This window comes from Mesorhizobium sp. B2-3-7 (assembly GCF_006442695.1).
Lineage (GTDB): Bacteria > Pseudomonadota > Alphaproteobacteria > Rhizobiales > Rhizobiaceae > Mesorhizobium.
The window spans coordinates 61,002-76,663 of the sequence record NZ_VFVV01000016.1 but is presented as its reverse complement, the minus strand read 5'-3'; the positions used below and the strand labels follow the sequence as shown (position 1 = coordinate 76,663).

Annotated in this window: 14 protein-coding genes; 8 read left to right on the top strand and 6 right to left on the bottom strand. The window is 62.2% G+C overall.

From position 1 onward, the window contains the following. Nucleotides 1-8: 8 nt before the first annotated feature. Both FJ940_RS25390 and FJ940_RS25385 read right to left on the bottom strand, forming a co-directional pair. The gene (locus tag FJ940_RS25390) at nt 9-2,603 is read right to left on the bottom strand and encodes a TIGR02302 family protein (protein WP_140525430.1); all 2,595 of its coding nucleotides are present in this window, start codon (nt 2,601-2,603) and stop codon (nt 9-11) included. A gap of 118 nt (nt 2,604-2,721) precedes the next feature. Further along, complete coding sequence (locus FJ940_RS25385; protein ID WP_140584042.1) at nt 2,722-3,663, bottom strand: threonine/serine dehydratase; 942 nt, start codon at nt 3,661-3,663, stop codon at nt 2,722-2,724. A gap of 50 nt (nt 3,664-3,713) precedes the next feature. On the opposite strand from FJ940_RS25385, the gene FJ940_RS25380 reads away from it, so the two are divergent. Then, nucleotides 3,714-4,016 carry a metalloregulator ArsR/SmtB family transcription factor gene (locus FJ940_RS25380; protein WP_140513877.1) on the top strand — a complete coding sequence of 101 codons (303 nt, stop codon included), beginning with the start codon at nt 3,714-3,716 and terminating at the stop codon, nt 4,014-4,016. Nucleotides 4,017-4,038: 22 nt separating this feature from the next. On the opposite strand, the gene lysA is transcribed toward FJ940_RS25380, so the two are convergent. From lysA to argH, 3 genes are all read right to left on the bottom strand, one after another. Continuing rightward, nucleotides 4,039-5,307 (bottom strand): diaminopimelate decarboxylase, encoded by a 1,269-nt coding sequence (gene lysA / locus FJ940_RS25375; protein WP_140513876.1) that lies wholly within the window; start codon nt 5,305-5,307, stop codon nt 4,039-4,041. 68 nt (nt 5,308-5,375) lie between these two features. Then, entirely contained in the window at nt 5,376-5,582 is a 207-nt protein-coding gene (locus FJ940_RS25370; protein ID WP_140500798.1) for a lipoprotein, read from the bottom strand. Between the two features lie 140 nt (nt 5,583-5,722). Continuing rightward, on the bottom strand, nt 5,723-7,123 hold the full coding sequence (argH, locus tag FJ940_RS25365) for an argininosuccinate lyase (protein WP_140658257.1): 1,401 nt from the start codon (nt 7,121-7,123) through the stop codon (nt 5,723-5,725). Nucleotides 7,124-7,159: 36 nt separating this feature from the next. On the opposite strand from argH, the gene FJ940_RS25360 reads away from it, so the two are divergent. Beyond that, complete coding sequence (locus tag FJ940_RS25360; RefSeq protein ID WP_140633280.1) at nt 7,160-7,840, top strand: TlpA disulfide reductase family protein; 681 nt, start codon at nt 7,160-7,162, stop codon at nt 7,838-7,840. Between the two features lie 191 nt (nt 7,841-8,031). Here the strand turns inward: FJ940_RS25360 and FJ940_RS25355 are convergent, their stop codons facing one another. Then, nucleotides 8,032-8,790: a Crp/Fnr family transcriptional regulator gene (locus FJ940_RS25355; protein WP_140513873.1), complete on the bottom strand. Its 759-nt coding sequence runs from the start codon at nt 8,788-8,790 to the stop codon at nt 8,032-8,034. A 261-nt stretch (nt 8,791-9,051) separates the two neighbouring features. On the opposite strand from FJ940_RS25355, the gene FJ940_RS25350 reads away from it, so the two are divergent. The 6 genes from FJ940_RS25350 (at nt 9,052) to ugpE (ending at nt 15,655) form a co-directional block, all read left to right on the top strand. Next, nucleotides 9,052-9,375 carry a circadian clock KaiB family protein gene (locus FJ940_RS25350; protein ID WP_140500802.1) on the top strand — a complete coding sequence of 108 codons (324 nt, stop codon included), beginning with the start codon at nt 9,052-9,054 and terminating at the stop codon, nt 9,373-9,375. After that, a complete protein-coding gene (gene kaiC, locus FJ940_RS25345) occupies nt 9,359-10,852 on the top strand; it encodes a circadian clock protein KaiC (protein ID WP_140500803.1) in 1,494 nt (497 codons plus the stop codon). Before FJ940_RS25350 ends, kaiC begins: the two co-directional genes overlap by 17 nt. Beyond that, nucleotides 10,849-11,973, top strand: coding sequence for an ATP-binding protein (locus tag FJ940_RS25340; protein ID WP_140658255.1), 1,125 nt, complete (start codon nt 10,849-10,851; stop codon nt 11,971-11,973). The genes kaiC and FJ940_RS25340 overlap by 4 nt, the downstream gene beginning before the upstream one ends. A gap of 396 nt (nt 11,974-12,369) precedes the next feature. Further along, entirely contained in the window at nt 12,370-13,674 is a 1,305-nt protein-coding gene (gene ugpB, locus FJ940_RS25335) for a sn-glycerol-3-phosphate ABC transporter substrate-binding protein UgpB (protein ID WP_140633277.1), read from the top strand. Nucleotides 13,675-13,913: 239 nt separating this feature from the next. Beyond that, nucleotides 13,914-14,798 (top strand): sn-glycerol-3-phosphate ABC transporter permease UgpA, encoded by an 885-nt coding sequence (gene ugpA / locus FJ940_RS25325; RefSeq protein WP_140513871.1) that lies wholly within the window; start codon nt 13,914-13,916, stop codon nt 14,796-14,798. Between the two features lie 8 nt (nt 14,799-14,806). Beyond that, on the top strand, nt 14,807-15,655 hold the full coding sequence (gene ugpE, locus FJ940_RS25320; RefSeq protein WP_140500807.1) for a sn-glycerol-3-phosphate ABC transporter permease UgpE: 849 nt from the start codon (nt 14,807-14,809) through the stop codon (nt 15,653-15,655). Nucleotides 15,656-15,662 lie beyond the last annotated feature (7 nt).

Genomic DNA, 15,662 nt, shown 5'->3' with positions numbered 1-15,662 from the left:
GGCGATCCCTATTTCAGTTCCAGCAGCCGTTCCAGATAGCTGCGCTCGATATCGGGGCTGAGCGCATTGCCGAGCCGCTTGCGGATCGCTTCCAGGATCTGGCGCGCGCGCTGCACGTCGATCTCGTCCGGCACCTTCACCGAATCGCCAAAATCGGGACCCTGGCTGGCACGCGGCCGGCCGAGCGGATCGCGATCGGCGTTCTGCTGGCGACCGCCTTCCTCGCTGCCGCCTTCGTCGCCCTGCATGGCCTGCATCTGCTTCATCATGTCCTTGGCACCCTTGCGCAGCGCCTCCAGAGCGCGGCCCTGGTGGCCAACGGCCTGATCACCTTCACCATCGCCCAGGGCCTGCTCGGCATTGCCCATTGATTTGCCCGCCTCGCCAAATCCTTCATTGGGCTCCATGCCCATCCCCTCGAGCCCCTTCTTCAACTGTTCGAGGTCGTTCTTCAGCTGGCCCTGGCCTTCCTGCAACTGCTTCAGCGCGTCGGCGAATTCCTGCGGCGTCATCGGCTTTTGCCCGGCGAGCGGATCGCGGTTCTCGCCTGCGCCCGGTCTGTCCTGATCCTCGCCGCCGCCTTCGCCGAGCTGTTCATCGCGGTTCTGGCCGCGCTGGCGCTCGCCGCGTTGCATCTGGTCCATGCGGAAGGTGTCGTTCATCATCTCCTGCTGGCGCCGCAGGATGTCGCCGAGCTTGTCCATCTGCTGGCGCATCTGGCTGTCCTGCTGGCCACCCTGCTGCTGGCGGCCGGCCTGGAGGTTGTTCATCATGTCCTGCAGCTGCGACAGCAATTGCTGCGCCTTGTCGCGATCGCCGGACTTCGCCAGGTTCTCGATCTGGTCCATCATGCGGTCGATGTCGCTCTGGCGTAGTTCCTGGCCGTTCTGCTGCATCTGCGGGGCGTTGGGATTCTGCTTGGCGCGCTCGGCGAATTCCCGCAGGAACTGGTTCATCGCCTCGCGCAATTCCTTCATCGCCTTTTCGATCTCCGCGTCGCTGGCGCCGTTCTTGATAGCATCCTGCAAAGCCTGCTGCGCCTGGCGCAGCCGCTTCTCGGCAGCCGAGAGATTGCCCTCCTCGATGCCGAGCGCGATTTCCCAGAGATAGGAGACCTCGTTGCGCAACTGGTCGTCGCTGTCGGCCATCTTCAACCGGCTGCGCGCGCTCATGATTGCGAGGTAGTGGGACATGTTGTCGAACGTGTCCTCGGGCCGCAGCGTGATCGCATCCATCAGGTCGAGCACGCGCGGCTTGGCGTTCGCGTCGAGCGCCAGCAGGCGGCGCTGCTCGATAACGGCACGCGCCAGCGAATTGGAGAACGGCCGCTCCGGCATCACCAACGTCTTGGTTTCGCTGCTCGCCGTATGCCGGGCATCGTCGGTGGCGACCAGCGTCAGCTTGATCTCGGCGCCGGCCCAGACGTGTTCGGTCAGGTCCTTCGAGGTCCTGGCGGCATTCGCCTTGCCGCCGCGGCGCGGTAGCGTCAGCGGCATGTCAGGCGGACCGTAGAGCGGACGCGCATCGGGCGCCTGCGGATCGGCGAGCGCGAACACGGCCTTGGCGTTGGCGGCGCCATAATCGTCGTCGATCTGGTAGTTGAGCTCGAAAGCGCCGTTGACAGCGCGCTTCGGCTCCCCGACGAAACGGATCTGCGGCGGCTTGTCCGGGATCACCGCGAAGGCCCAACGGCCGAGTTCGTCCTCGCCCGACTTCAGCGTCAGCGTGCCATCGCTCGTCAGCTTGCCGATGAACTGGCGCACTTTGGACTGCGCTGCCGGGCTTGCCGCCGGCTTGGCCGCGGCCGCCTGCGGGTCGGCGGGATCGATGGCGCGGGCATTGCCATTCTTATCGGCATAGGCAAGCGTCTCCTCGCCCGTGCCGCCGGTGACGCGCAGCGAAACATCACTGCCTTCGGGAACGTGGAAAGCCGGCGCCGCCTGGTTGGCGTCTGCCGTAAGGAAGATCGGCGGCTTGCCGGTATAAACGGGCGGCGTCACCCACGCATCGATGCGCGGCGGCACGGCGTCATGCGCGTCCTGGGCGCTGAACGCGTCGGCTATCCGGCCACCAGTCGGTCCGAAGGAAAAAGCGAAGGCGGTGACGAGCAGAAGCGCTGCCACGGCGCGCAATCCCCAGGGATCGCGTTCCGGCACGCGCGTGCGCGGCACGTCGGCGCCGAGGCTGTCGAGCCTGTCGGCCATGCGCTTCTGGTGCTCGCGCCACAGCGCCTGCGAGAAGCTGCTTTCGCGGCCGCTCGGCCGGTCCGTCTGGGTCTGGACGGGGTGGTGCAGCAAGTGATTGGCCGCCTCGATGCGGCGGTCGATCTCGGCGCCGCCCGGCATGCGGAAAAAGCGTAGCGGATAGAGCGCGGCCAGTGTCGCAACGCCGAAGGCGGCGACCAACCCGATGCGCGCCGCATCGGGCAGGCGCGGGAAAAGCCCTAGCCAGGAAATGCTGAGAAACAGGCTGGCGACGACGAGAAGCGGCAGCAGGAGCGGCCAACCCCGTTCGACCATCATCGAGACCCGCGTCGCCAGCCGGCTGAGCGCCAGGCGCCCGGCAAGACCGCGATCGCTGCTGAAGATCGGTCGTTCCGTCATCGGCCCTTCCACGGGAGCGGGCGGGATGGCCCGAACCTCACGACTCGAAGAATACCCAGCAAACGCGGCGAAGGCGAGGCAGTTCCTGAAAAACGTGAAGGAGAGAAAGGCGCGGCGATCAGAATTTCGCCGGGTTTGCGTTCGCGCCGCAGACCAGGACGGCGAGCCGTTCGCCGGGTGCCGGCGCATAGCGGCCGGACAGGATGGCGCCGAACGCCGCGGCGCCACCGGGTTCCGAGATGATCCGCACCCGGTCCCACAGCGCCTTCTGGGCGGCGACGATGTCGTCGTCGCTGACCAGGATGGAGCGTTCCACGAAGGCCTCGGCGATCGGGAACATCATCTCGCCGACACGTTTGGGCGCCAGGGAATCGGCGGCGATGCCCTCGGCCGGCGCATCGACCGGATGGCCGGCCTCGAGGGCGCGATAGAGTGTCGGCGCGCCCTCCGGTTCGACGGCGACGATGCGGATACGGCCGGCGAACCAGGCGGCGATGCCGCCGATCAGGCCGCCGCCGCCGACGGCGACCAGCAAAGTGTCGATCTGAGGCAGGTCGTTCTCGATTTCCAGCCCGAGCGTGCCTTGCCCGATAAGCGTTTCCTCCTGGTTGAAAGCGTGGATCTGCAAGGCGCCGGTTTGCTCGGCGAAACGTTCGCTGGCGGCCAGCGCCTCGGCATAGCGGGCGCCGCCGACGACCAGCTCGGCGCCGTAGCTGCGAATGCGCTCCAGCTTGGCCGGCGGGCTCACCTCCGGAACGAAGATGGTCGCCCTGTGGCCGAGACGCATGGCGGCATACGCCACCGCCGCTCCATGATTGCCGCCCGAGGCGGCGACGACACCGGCCCCGGGGACCTGCCGCTCGAGAAGATTGGTGAACGCGCCGCGCGCCTTGAACGAACCGGAATGCTGCAGGCATTCGAGTTTGAGATCGACCGCCAGCGGCGGCCGGTCGAAGTCGGCCATGTCGACGCGCAGCACCGGCGTGTGGCGCACATAGCGACGGATGCGCGGTTCCATCATCGCGATGCGTTCGCGCGTTATGGTGTTGCCGTTGGTCATGGCCATCTCCTTGGGATTGACAGCAATTAGTAACTTGGCAAAATGGCTAAATGCAAGAGGTTGATGTGTTCAAGGCGATCGCCAACGAACGAAGGCTGCGGATCCTCGACTGGCTGAAGGATCCGCGCGCGCATTTCCCGGCCCAGGCGGATGGCGATCTGGTCGAGGACGGCGTCTGTGCGCTGCTGATCGCCGAAAAGCTCGGCATTACCCAGGCGACGCTCAGCGAGCACATGCGTGTGCTCACCCAGGCAGGGCTGTTACGGGCCAAGCGCATCAAGCAATGGACATTCTATCGCCGCGACGAGGACAGGATCGCTGAGACAAGAGCGCTCATCCAGAACCGGCTATAGCTAGGACCGCCTTCGGCGGCTTCTATGCAAGCCAGTCGGGGATCGAATCCAGCCCGATCAGTTCGTCATAGGTCTGGCGCGGGCGCACGACGTGGAAACGATCGCCGTCGACCAGCACTTCCGGCACCAGTAGGCGGGTGTTGTAGGTGCCCGCCTGTACCGCGCCATAGGCGCCGGCGGTGGCGATGGCGACCAGGTCGCCGGACTTGAGCCTTGGCAGGTCGCGGTCGAGGCCGAGATAGTCGCCGGTCTCGCAGACCGGGCCGACGATATCGACCGTCATGCGCGGCGCGTCGGCGGGCGGCAGCACCACCGGTCTTATGTCGTGGAAAGCGTCGTAGAGCGTCGGCCGGATCAGGTCGTTCATGGCGGCGTCGACGACGAGGAAATTCTTGGCATCGCCTTCTTTGGCGAAGATCACTTGCGAGACGAGGATACCGGCATTGCCAACGATCAGCCGGCCCGGCTCGAACATCACCTTCAAGCCAAGCTTGGTGACGTGCTTGCGGACGATCTGCGCGTAGGCGTCGGGGAGCGGTGGCGGGTTGTTGTCGACGCGGTAGGGAATGCCGAGACCGCCGCCGAGATCGACATGCTCGATGGCATGGCCGTCGGCGCGCAGCGCGCCGACCAGTTCCACCAAAAGCGCGAAGGCATCGTCGAAGGGTTGCAGCTCGGTGATCTGGCTGCCGATATGGGTGTCGATGCCGGTGACCTTGATGCCCGGCAATTCAGCCGCGCGCGCATAGACCTGACGCGCCTTCTGCCATGGGATGCCGAACTTGTTCTCGGCTTTGCCTGTCGAGATCTTCTTGTGCGTCCTGGCGTCGACATCCGGATTGATGCGCAGCGAGACCGGCGCCACCTTGCCCAGGGCAACGGCGCGCGACGAGAGCAGTTCGAGTTCGGGCTCGGATTCGACGTTGAAGCACAGGATGCCGGCTGCCAGCGCAAAGTCCATCTCACGCGCGGTCTTGCCGACGCCGGAGAACAGGATCTTGCTGGCCGGGATGCCGGCTGCCAGCGCGCGCCGCAACTCGCCTTCCGACACCACGTCGGCTCCGGCGCCGAGCCTGGCCAGGGTTTTGAGCACCGCCTGATTGGAATTCGCCTTCATGGCGTAGCAGACCAGTGCATCGAGCCCGGCAAATGCCTGGACGAAGACGTGGTAGTGCCTGGTCAGCGTGGCCGTCGAATAGCAGTAGAATGGCGTGCCGACGGTTGCGGCGATGTCCGATATCGCCACGTCCTCGGCATGAAGCACGCCGTCGCGGTAGTCGAAATGGTTCACGAGAGTGGTTCCGAAAAGTTGGAGCAGGGTAGGAGCGGGTTTAGCACTCTAAACCGCTCTGACCGGCTCTAGAGCAGCGGGTCGAGAATGAACTTCTTGTCCGCGACCGGTTTTTCCGGTTCCGGCGGCACGGGTTGGTGTGCCTTCTCGGCGTCCTTGCGCGCCTGCACGGCCGCCTCGTAAGGCGTGTCGAGACCGGACCTTCTGCCGCAAGCCGTAACGGCGGCAACCGCCGCAAGCAGCGTCAGTGTCACCAAAATCCTGCTTCCGGTCATCGATCCATCCGTCCGAAACTTTTTTCCGCCGCTGCTTTTAGCCGAGTTCTCGGCGCATTGCACCCTGGATATTGCCGTTGCAATATCGTGGATATTGGCGGTTGCAATATCCGGGATATGGCTGGCCGCAATGTCCGGCATCACGCCTTGGCCAGCCGCTTTTTCCAGTAGCGGATCTGCTTCCTGACTTCCGACGGTGCGGTGCCGCCGAAGGAGGTGCGGCTCTTCACAGAGTTCTGCACGGCCAGCACCGAAAAAATGTCCTTCGTGATGCCGGGGTGGATCGACTGCAAGTCTTCCAGCGCAAGCTTCTCCAGGCTCAGCTTCTTCTCTTCGGCCAGCGCCACCGCCCGTCCCGTGACATGATGCGCTTCCCGGAACGGCAGGCCGAGCGTGCGCACCAGCCAGTCGGCAAGGTCGGTCGCGGTTGCGTGGCCGGAGCCGGCAGCCTTCTTCATCGCCGCCGCGTTCACCGTCATATCGGAGACCATGCCGGTCATCGCCGCCAGCATCAGGTCGAGCGTCTCGGCGGCATCGAACACCGATTCCTTGTCTTCCTGCATGTCCTTGCCATAGGTCAAAGGCATGCCCTTCATCACCGTCAGCAGGCCGACCAGATGGCCGGTGACGCGCCCGGTCTTGCCGCGCACCAGTTCGGCGGCGTCGGGGTTCTTCTTCTGCGGCATGATCGAGGAGCCGGTGGAGAAGCTGTCCGACAGCCTGATGAAGCCGAATTGCGGCGTCGACCAGATGATGATTTCTTCCGCCAGCCGCGACAGATGCGTGGCGCATATGGCCGCCAGTCCCAGGAATTCCAGCGCGAAATCGCGGTCCGAGACGCTGTCCAGCGAATTGCGCATCGGCTCGCGGAAGCCGAGCGCACTGGCGGTCTGGTGGCGGTCGATCGGAAAGCTGGTGCCGGCAAGGGCGGCCGCACCAAGCGGGCTCTCGTCCATGCGTTCGACGGCGTCGCGCACCCGCGACAGGTCGCGCGAAAACATCTCGACATAGGCCATGCAGTGGTGGCCGAATGTCACCGGCTGCGCCGCCTGCATATGGGTGAAGCCCGGCATCACCGTCGCGGCGTGCTGCTCGGCCCGCTCCAGCAACGCACTGATGAGACCCTTCAAGGCCTCGGCGACGCGAAAGCACTCGTCCTTGACCCAGAGCCGGAGGTCCACTGCAACCTGGTCGTTGCGAGAGCGGGCCGTGTGCAGCCGGCCGGCGGCCGGACCGATCAGCTCGGCGAGGCGGGCCTCGACGTTCATGTGGATGTCTTCCAGCCTGGTCGAGAATTCAAACGTGCCCGCCTCGATCTCTTTCAGGATCGTGTTCAGGCCGTGAGCGATTTTCTCTTGATCGGCCGCCGAAATAATGCCCGTTTGCGCCAGCATCGCGCTATGGGCGATCGAACCTCTGATGTCCTGCGCATAGAGTTTGCGGTCGAACGAGATCGATGCGTTGATTGCTTCCATGATCGCGGCCGGACCCGAGGCAAATCGTCCGCCCCACATCTGGTTGCTGGTCTTGTTGTCGCTCATGGCTATAAAACCCGTGCTCGGAGCAGTTTTGAGAACATGGCAGACGGAAACAGATTTTTCCCGGCCCCGCGCCTGATCCTCGCCGCCCTGGTGGCGGGAGCGCTGGCCGGCGCGGTCGCGGTATATGTCAGCGAGAGCCAGTCTGGCAACAACGCCGCGTCGCAAGTCGCCGTCGGAGACAGCAAGGACGATGTCGCCTGCGCCGCCAAGAGCGAACGCGCCAAGAAGATCGCCGCAGCCGCCACCGGCGAGGTCGCGGCGCTCTTGCCAGCCGATCCGCCGCAATCGATGAAGAGCCTCGCCTTCAACGACCCGGACGGCAAGCCGATGACCATCGCCGACCATGCCGGCAAGACGGTGCTGCTCAATCTGTGGGCGACATGGTGCGCGCCATGCCGCGCCGAAATGCCGGCGCTGGACGCCTTGCAGAAGGAGAAAGGCAGCGATGCGTTCCAGGTCGTCGCCGTCAACGTCGATGCCGGCGACGACGTGAAGCCGAAGAAGTTCCTCAAGGACACCGGCGTCGAGGCGCTCGGCTATTACAGGGATTCGACGATGGCGCTGTTCAACGAGCTCAAGACGCGCGGCCTGGCGCTCGGCCTGCCCGTCACCATGCTGATCGACGGCGAAGGCTGCCTGATCGCCCATATGAACGGCCCGGCCGAGTGGTCGGGGCCGGACGCCAAGCGGCTTGTCGAGGCCGCGCTCGGGTCTTGAAGAGGCTGGGACAAGGCTGGGCGCAAGCGCGGCTTGACCACGCAACGGTTCCGCCCAGCCCATCCGCGTCGGCCTGAGCCGACCCGGTCAATTCGTCGAATGCCTGGATCGGCGCCGGCTTGCCGAGATAGTAGTCCAAGCCTCGGCGTCCAGGGACTCACCTTAAGGACATATATGGCGAGCCGTTTGTGCTATCGGCCAGACGAGCCGTTGGTCGGCAGGGGATAGACGCCCTTCAATACTTCGTCGAAGTGATGACTGACCGCCGCATTGCACTCGCAAGCAAGCCACCGCAGGCCGTCGACCTTGCGAACGACGATCCGGGCACGATGGGTCTCAATGAGACCGTGTTCTTTCAGATCGCGTATGACGCGGCTCAAATAGCTCCGGCCGACTCCGAGCATTACGGCGAGCTGTTCTTGTGTCAGCGCCAGATCGGGAGTGCCCGTCCGATCAATGGCGGCCAGCAGCCATTTCGCTGTCCGTTGCTCGATCGAATGCGCGGCATTGCAGGCCACGGACTGGAACATCTGCGCCATCAGGCAGTCCGCGTACCGCGCGAACAGATTCCGTAGCGTCGACGACCTGGACTTCGCCTCTTCAAGGTTAAGCAGGTCGATGCGGAAGAACGAACCTCCCAATTGTACTTCAGCGCGAGCGTAAGCTGGGAGCCTGCCTTGGCTGACAACTCCGCCAATTGCCCCTTCTCGTCCGACCAGAGCCGTCTCGATCGCACGCCCGTCGCTCAGCACGACGAGATAGGAAATCAGGCTGGGACCTCTCGGGAAGTATGCATGGCGAACCGTGTCACCAGGTTCATAAAGCAGTGTTCCGGTGGGGGCCGACCACTCATCCAGCCAAGGCTCGAGGATTGCCCAATCTGCCGCGGTGAGTGCCCGCAGAAGATTGTTGCCGATCATGCCGGAGTCTATGTGGGCGCGGGCTTCCATTTACACTCCTCCGAACGATCGCTTGCGGCCCATATCCCAATAACCGGAGAAATGTCCACTAGTGCGCAGACGCGCAAAGCGCGAATGTCTAAGAAGTGACAGGGGTGCTGATCCAGGCCCCATCGAGCGCGAGCTGTGGCGCGTCGGCTCCAGGCGAAATGCTAGAAGATCGCCCAAGGCGGACAACAAAGCCCTGCGGTTGAATTGCTGGCGTGTCGCGTAGAGCACGTCGATACTGAACCCGTGCAACCAGCGTGAGATATGAACCCGGAACAACCGCCCGCTTCAGGGGCCCATCCCCTTCTCCGGCTCTACATCGCCGGAGACACGCCCGGTGCTCGTCGGGCACTGGAAAGCCGCCTGAAGATAATCGAGGAGATGAGCGCATCCATTGAAATCCAGATCTTCGATATCCTGGAACATCCTCATGAGGCGGAGCGAGCAGGGATACTAGCAACGCCGACGCTCTCCGACGAATCCGCCGATCCCCCGCGCCGTCTGGTGGGCGACATCAGCAATATCGCTCAGGTTCTGGACTATTTCGGTTTTCGCAAGAAGGATGATATTCATGACCGCGACGGATGAGATCTCTATCGACCCGGTTCTTGAACGCGTCAATACAGGGATCGAGGCTTTTGACGACTTGGTGATGGGTGGCTTGCCGCGCGGACGCACCACCATCGTGGGCGGCACGCCCGGTAGCGGCAAGACCGTATTCGCCACGCAGTTCCTGGCGCATGGCATCACCGGTCTCAATGAGGCCGGTGTCTTCGTCACTTTCGAGGAGTCGCCAACCGAGATCGAGGTAAACATGGCGAGCTTCGGCTGGGACATCCGCGGCTGGCGAGCGGCGGACAAGCTTGTTTTCGTCGATGCGAGCCCGCGCGATCAGGACCAGGTGGTTGTGGGCGATTTCGACCTCGCCGGTCTTCTGACCCGCATTCTGCACGCGAGCCGAAGCGCCGGGGCAAAGCGCATCGTGCTCGATTCGGTTACCCAACTTTTCGATCATTTCGTAGCCGAGCAGACGGCAGTGCGCCGCGAACTTCTACGTATTGCGACCGCGCTGAAGAAAGAAGGGCTGACGGTCCTTATGACCGCGGAACGCAACAGTGAATATGGTGAAATCTCCCGTCACCGAATAGAGGAGTTCGTCGCAGACAATGTCGTGATCCTTCGCAATGCCCTTGATCGCGAGCGCCGTCGGCGGACTATAGAAGTCCTGAAAATGCGCGGCAGCCGTCACGTTGAGGGCGAAGTGCCCATAACGCTGGTCGCCGAACAGGGCATCGTAGCTGTGCCTCTGTCATCGTTGCGCCTGGAGCAGCAATCAAGCACGAAACGGGTCACCAGTGGTAATTCCGAACTCGACAAAATGTGCAGCGGCGGGTTCTTTCGCGACAGCGTAACCCTTGTCAGTGGAGCCACAGGCACCGGAAAGACTCTACTTGTCACCAACTTTCTAGCGGGCGGAGTGGCTGCGGGCGAACGCGCCTTGCTCGTCGGCTATGAGGAGAGCCGCGGCCAGCTTTTCCGCAACGCGCGTAGCTGGGGCGTCGATTTCGAAGCGATGGAGGCGGATGGTCGCCTGAAGGTAGTCTGCCTTTATCCGGAAGCGCAGAGTTTGCCGGATCACCTTCTGATGATCCGCGAACTGGTGGCGGAGTTCAAACCCGATCGCATGGCAATCGACAGCTTGTCGGCATTGGAGCGCATCGCGCCAGAAACCGGGTTTCGTGAGTTCTTGATCAGCGTCACCTCCTTCATAAAGAAGCGCGAAATTGCCGGCCTTTGCACCGCTACCAACAAATCGCTTGTCGGAGGCCAGAGCGCTAGCGAGCAGCATATTTCCACACTCACCGATTCGATCATTCTGTTGCGCTACATTCAGCAGGAAGAATTCATGCATCGCGGCATGATGGTGCTGAAAATGCGCGGCAGCGAACACGACAAACAGATACGGCGCTTCACCATCGACAGTGGCGGTATGCATCTTGGAAAGCCCTTTGACAGCGCGCCTGATGTGTTCGGCGACTCCGCCGTGGACAACACGTCGACATGAAGAGCGCCTTGAATACGGCGCAAAACGCCGCCGAAATGCTGGAATCGCCCGGAGATACATCTCCGGCTGGCATCAGCCAGCTCAGCTTTCGCCAGTTGATCGAAAATACCGCCGACGGGATGCTGGTGGTCGATTTGGACGGAACAGTGCTCTATGCCAATCCTGCGGCAGCCGTAATTTTTGGACAGCCGCTTGACGAACTCCTCCACGTTCCGCTCGGCCGTCCGGTCGTCTCCGGAGAGATCGCCGAGATCACCGTTCACCGTTCCGGCCGCAAGCCGGCAGAAGTGGAAATGCGTACGGTCGAGGTTACCTGGGACAGCAGGCCCGCATTGCTTGCCAGCCTGCGCGATGTCTCGGCCCAGCGATCAAGAGAAGAAAACGCACGCCAGTCACAAAAGCTCGAAGCCATTGGACGCCTCGCAGCTGGCATTGTCCATGACTTCAACAACCTACTCGCCGTTTTCGGGTCTGGCCTTCGGCTTCTGGAGAAACAGATCGCTAAAGATCCTGCGGATGAGAAAGTCACTCTGCTGGTCGAGGAGATGTTCAGGCGGATCGAAAATGGAGGAGCGCTAACACAGCAACTGCTTGCCTTTTCGCGACGCCAATCCCTGGTCCCGGAACAGATTGATCTCAATGAACGTATCAAGGGGCTGACGACGCTGCTGGAACGGACGTTGGGGAGCGGTATCCGGGTGCAATGCAATCTGGATCCAGCCTTGGACCCTATCCTTATCGATGCCAACCAGCTCGACATCGCCGTTCTTAACCTTGCGGTGAACGCCAGAGATGCAATGAAAGGCAGTGGCACCCTCACGATTGAGACCAGCAATTTTCCAAATGATCTGGAGGATTTGCGTTCAGCGGCGGCTTCATTTGTTCGCGTGACTGTACGCGATACCGGCTGTGGAATGAGCAAGGACACCCTGGCGCGCGTTTTCGAACCATTCTTCACAACAAAATCGGAAGGGCAGGGTACGGGACTCGGGCTAAGCCAAGTTTACGGCTTCATCAAGCAATCCGGTGGGCATGTCCGAATCGATAGCGAAATCGGTCAGGGAACAAGCCTGCATCTCTACTTGCCGCGCGCTTCTGGAACCGAGCGGCAGCAGAACTGAGCGGCGGCAGACCCATTCCCGGCCAGCAGACTGATTGGCCGATGTCAAATCCGTCAGGCTGAGCGCGGGACGGGAATTTCCACGCATCGACCGAGCATTAAACCGACGCCTTTTTCAGCGTTGTCATGTCAGTGTTGTCATGTGCTGTTAGACGCCGTCCGTCGGTGAGGTCGCTGACCGTCTCGAGACAGGTCCCTGGTACATCAATTCAAGCAGCAAGCCGCTATGCAATCCTTTTCCGGGTCACTTTCATCCGGAAGTGAACGCTACTTTAGCCGGACATGAAGTGCGCCTGCCCGCAACAAAACCGTTGTCCGCTGCGCGCGAACGACACATAGTGCCATTGCGGGAGTGCCCCTTTCGCCAATGACAAGCAATGAGAACGGGAGACGAAACATGAAGTTCTTTGGCTTCGCGGCCGGTGTCGCCGTGACCCTGCTTTCCACAACCTCCGCCTTCGCCGTCACGCAGATCAGCTGGTGGCACGCCATGACCGGCGCCAACGCAGAGGTCGTCGACAAGATTTCCAAGGATTTCAACGCCAGCCAGGGCGACTACCAGATTGTTCCGGTTTTCAAGGGCACCTATCCCGAAACGCTGAATGCCGGCATCGCCGCCTATCGCGCCGGCCAGTCGCCTGACATCATCCAGGTGTTCGATGTCGGCACCGGCGTGATGATGGCGGCCCGGGACGCGATCAAGCCAGTGGCCGAGGTGCTGACCGGCGCCGGGATGGACTTTGACAAGAGCCAGTATCTGCCAGGCATCGTCGGTTATTATTCGACGCCGGACGGCACCATGCTGTCCTTCCCCTACAACTCCTCCTCGCCGATCCTCTACTACAACAAGGACATCTTCCAGAAGGCGGGGCTCGATGTGAACAACCCACCCAAGACCTGGAACGAGGTGTGGGAGGATGCCAAAAAGATCAAGGCGAGCGGCGCCGCCGCTTGCGGCTACACCTCGACCTGGCTGACCTGGATACACCTGGAAAACTTCGCGGCGTGGAACGATGTGCCGTGGGCCACGCAGCAGAATGGCCTGGCCGGCGGTGATGTCGAACTCAAGATCAACTCGCCGATCTTCGTCAAACATTTCCAGGCGCTCGCCGATCTGGCCAAGGACGGCACCTTCAAATATGGCGGGCGCACCTCCGAAGCCAAGCAGATATTCCTCGCCGGCGAATGCGGCATCTTCACCGAATCCTCGGGCGGCCTAGGCGACATCGTCAAGTCGGGCATGAACTACGGCATTGGCCAGTTGCCCTATGACAGCGACGCCAAGGGCGCGCCGCAGAACACGACGCCGGGCGGTGCGAGCCTTTGGGTCTTCGGCGGCAAGTCCGACGAGGAGTACAAAGGCGTCGCGGCTTTCTTCGCCTATCTGTCCAAGACCGATGTGCAGGAATATCTGCACCAGAAATCGGGATACCTGCCGGTGACGCTCGCCGCCTATGAGGCGACGAAAAAGTCCGGCTTCTACGACAAGAATCCCGGTCGCGAGACGCCGATCCTGCAGATGACGGGCAAGGCGCCGACCGACAATTCGAAGGGCGTGCGGTTGCCGAACTTGCCGCAGGTGCGCGACATCCAGAACGAGGAGTTCGAAAAGATGCTTGCCGGCCAGGAAACCGCCCAGCAGGCGCTCGACAATGCGGTCACGCGTGGCAACGCGGCAATCAAGGAAGCGCTGGGGAATTAGGGCGCGTCCGAACCTATCGAGTTATAGTCCTTGCTCTACGAGGCCCCCCTCTGCCCTGCCGGGCATCTCCCCCTGAAGGGGGGAGACTGGCTGTCGCGACCGTTTTCGGCGATTGTCAAAGCTGGAGAATGGCAGCTGCCGCAGGAACTGCCAATCTTCCTCCAAGAAGGGGAGATGCCCGGCAGGGCAGCGGTGAGCGCCGTAGAGTGCCGCTCGGCTTTCCACGCCGGAGCGGCGCATTGACCCCGCGCGTCGTCTTTCCCAACAAAGTCTTGCCATACCTCCTGGTGGCGCCGCAACTTGCCATCACGCTGGTGTTCTTCTACTGGCCGGCCGGGCAGGCGCTCTACCAGTCGATGCTGAGGCAGGACCCGTTCGGGCTGAGGAGCAGGTTCGTCTGGTTTGCCAATTTCCGCAAGGTGCTTGCCGACCCGGCCTATCTCAACTCGATCAAGGTCACAGTGGTGTTTTCGCTCGCGACCGTGATCGTTGCCATGGGCGTGGCGCTGCTCCTTGCCGTGATGGCGGAAAAGGTGGTGCGCGGCAAAGGCCTCTACCGCACGCTGATGATCTGGCCCTACGCGGTGGCGCCGGCGATTGCAGGCATGCTGTGGCTGTTCCTGTTCAATCCATCGATCGGCTCGCTGTCTTATCTGCTGAGACGTTTGGGCGTCGCCTGGGATCCGCTGCTCAACGGCACCGACGCCATGATCCTTCTGGTGGCGGCGGCCGCCTGGAAGCAGATCAGCTACAATTTCCTGTTCTTCGTCGCCGGGCTGCAGGCGGTGCCGAAAACGCTGATCGAGGCGGCGGCGATCGACGGCGCTGGCGAAACCAAGCGCTTCTGGACCATCGTCTTCCCGCTTTTGGCGCCGACGACGTTTTTCCTTTTGGTCGTCAATACCGTCTATGCGCTGTTCGACACGTTCGGCATCGTCCACGCCGTCACCGGCGGTGGGCCGGGCAAGGCCACCGAGACACTGGTCTACAAGGTCTACAATGACGGCTTCGTCAATCTGATCCTCGGCGATTCGGCGGCGCAGTCGGTCATCCTGATGGTCATCGTCATCGCGCTCACCGCCATCCAGTTCCGCTACGTGGAACGGAAGGTTCATTACGGCTGAGGAGCGCGATGATCGGTCAATCCCCGTTTCGCATTTTCCTTGCACATGCCGTGCTCATCCTCGGCATACTGATCGTGGCCTTTCCGATCTACTACACTTTCGTTGCCTCGACGCAGACGCTGCAAACCATCCTTAGGCCGCCACTGCCTTTCCGGCCGGGCAGCGAGTTCTGGAACAATTACGGCGAGGCGCTGTTCGGCGGCGTCGGCCGCATCGGCGGGCTCGGCGTCGGCAGGCTGCTCCTCAACTCCACGATCATGGCGCTCGGCGTCGCGGTCGGAAAGATATTCATCTCGATCCTGTCGGCCTATGCGATCGTCTTCTTCCGTTTTCCGCTGCGCATGACTTTCTTCTGGCTGATCTTCATCACCCTGATGCTTCCCGTCGAGGTGCGCATCCTGCCGACCTACAAGGTAATGGTCGACCTCGGTATGATCGACACTTATGCCGGACTGATCATCCCGCTGATCGCCTCGGCCACCGCAACGTTGTTGTTCCGCCAGTTCTTCATGACCATCCCGGGCGAGTTGGTCGAGGCGGCGCGCGTCGACGGCGCCGGTCCATGGCGGTTCTTTTTCGATATCCTGTTGCCATTGTCGCGCACCAATATCGCGGCGCTGTTCGTCATTCTTTTCATCTACGGCTGGACGCAGTATCTGTGGCCGCTGCTGGTCACCAACAGCAACGATATGAACACCATCGTCATCGCACTGAAGAAGATGGTCTCCTTCGCCGATGCCGACACCCAATGGCATTTGGTCATGGTCACGGCGATCCTGGCAATCTTGCCGCCAATCCTGGTTGTGGTGCTGATGCAGCGCTGGTTCGTGCGCGGACTGGTCGACACCGAAAAGTGAGAAGCCG